Consider the following 2432-nt stretch of genomic DNA (forward strand, 5'->3'; position numbering starts at 1 on the left):
TGTGCTGGTTTCCCCACTCCTCCACAGGGTGGGGAAACCAGCACCCCCTTACCAACCCCCTTATGGTTGTTAGGCTGTGTGAAAACGGCTTTCTGTCAGCCTTTGTATTTCAAGAAAAGATCCGGTTAGGGGTTCTATAATTCCCCGTTCTTCCTGTCTCCTGTCTCCTACCCCTACTAAAAGACTTTTTCAGCCAACCCTACTTAGTAAAGATTTAACAGTAGCAATCATCTTTTCAATATTCAAAGGCTTACTAAGATAAGCTGATGCACCAGCATTAATACATAATTCTCGATCGCCACTCATTGCCATAGCAGTTACAGCAACCACTGGTACAGACTGCCATGTGGGATGAGCTTTTATTCTTCTAATTAACTCTAACCCATCAACTTCTGGCAACTGAATATCCATCAAAATTAAATTAGGTAAATTTGGAGGAGTAACTAGATAAGAATTAATTGTATTCAACATAGTTTTACCATCACTAATCAACTCAACAGTATAGCCCTCCAACTCCAATACTTCAGAAATTAAAAGTTGGTTATAAGGTTGATCTTCAACAATTAAAATCCTAGCAAATTTTTCAGGTTCTAGTTCTTTTTCTTCAATATTTTCAACAAATACTTGAGAACTTTCTTCAGATTCCAAATTAACAATTAACTCCTGGCGCATCTCCGTTAATGGCAACCAAACACGAAAAACACTACCTTTACTAACCTGAGAACTTAAAGAAACAGTACCCCCATGTAATTCAGCCAATTTTTTTGTCAAAACCAAACCCAAACCCGTACCTTCATGTCTCCTAGATAAAGAAGAATCAACCTGCTGAAAAGGACTAAATAAAAATTTCCACCTATCTTCAGGAATACCAATTCCAGAATCTTTTACCTCTAAACATAAATAAGGAGTGCTACAATTAATCGGAGAACAATCAGGTCGATAATCACCTTGAATTTGACTACCATAAGCTAAACGTCCGCTAAGTTTAACTTGCCCTCCCTCTGGTGTAAACTTAACAGAATTAGACAATAAATTAATAATTATTTGTCTTACACGACGTTGGTCTAGAAAAACTTTAGATAAACGATAATCTAATTCTAGAGATAAAGCTAACCTTTTTTTATCAGCTCGTGGCTGAATCATTTTCAAACAGTCAGTACAAAGTTCGTGAATATTTACTGACTCTAAATTTAGCTCTGTTTTTCCAGCTTCAATTTTGGATAAATCAAGAATATCATTAATTAACTGTAGTAAATGCTGACCACTTTTTTGTATTAGTCGAACTTGATGAAGTTGGCGATCGCTTAACTGCCCAGATGTTTGTCGCTGTAGTAAATCAGAAAACCCTAAAATACTATTAAGTGGAGTTCTCAACTCATGGGACATAGAAGCTAGAAACTCTGACTTTAACTGAGAAGAACGCTCTAATTCCTCATTAATTTGCCGTAGATGTTCTTGAGACTGTGCCCTTTCTATGGCCACTCCTAGAGTGCCACAAGCTGCAAATAACATATCTTTTTGAGGAGCTTCTTGTAGTTTTTGCAGATTACGAGATTCTAGAGTTAAAACACCAATAATTGTCCCATCTGTGGCAGGAATGGGAAAAATTCCTAATTGACCAATAGCGGGATTACAAAATCCTGGTATAGCTTGAGGGTGAGAAGCATAATCTTCAACATACATAGGTTTACCACTTTCAACTACTTGCCACAAAAGTCCTTGGCCATAAGGAATGCCCTGTTTCAATAAACCTTCCATTTCCATTACTGCAGGTTCACCATAAGTAGCAATAAATTGAGAAGTCATTTGATTAGATATTGGCCCTGCTTGGCGATCTTCTCCTTCTCCGCTAATAACTTTGACATCTCCAAAAGCAGCATTCATTACCTCTACTAAATAATTCAGAGCAAATTGGGCAATTTCTCTTAAGCTGTCTGAGTATTGCAGTCGTTCGTTGAGACCCAAGAGAAATCTTAATCTCCTCAATTCAGCATTAAGGGTATTTTGGGACTTTTGATAGACAGTCATATCTCGAAAAGTGAACAGATGTCCCCCATCTGATGTGAGAGTGCAGTCCACATTAAGAAAAATATGGTTAGCTTGTTCTATATCTAGGAATAGACTTTCTGTTTCTGTGTTGAGTAGACAGTCTTTGAGCTGTTGACATTGTTTTGTTGACCAATAACCTTGAGCAACTATTTCGGCAAATATAGTATCACAATGAGGCTTTAGAGCAAGCCACTCTGGCAATAATCCCCAAATTTCAGCAAGTTTTTGATTAAATAAAATTAAGTGATGAGATTTATTAAATAGGGCAATAGCATTATCTATTTGATTAAGGATAAGTTCTTGCTCTTCCTTTAACCTCTGTATATCTATTTCAAAATTCTCCATTTTTATGACTTATTATTTTTTCCATTCTTAATTAGACA

The 2432-nt window shown here is 36.6% G+C and carries 1 protein-coding gene; it reads right to left on the reverse strand.

Annotation, left to right across the window (positions count from 1 at the left end):
- Positions 1 to 189: 189 nt before the first annotated feature.
- The gene (locus F6K13_RS28425; RefSeq protein WP_287289201.1) at positions 190 to 2394 is read right to left on the reverse strand and encodes an ATP-binding protein; all 2205 of its coding nucleotides are present in this window, start codon (positions 2392 to 2394) and stop codon (positions 190 to 192) included.
- Positions 2395 to 2432 lie beyond the last annotated feature (38 nt).

The organism is Okeania sp. SIO2B9 (assembly GCF_010672505.1).
Classification (GTDB): Bacteria; Cyanobacteriota; Cyanobacteriia; order Cyanobacteriales; family Microcoleaceae; genus Okeania; species Okeania hirsuta.

What these genes read in the sequence shown, in the direction of transcription:
- F6K13_RS28425 (WP_287289201.1), bottom strand. Translation starts at nt 2,394, where the DNA reads ATGGAGAATTTTGAAATAGATATACAGAGGTTAAAGGAAGAGCAAGAA.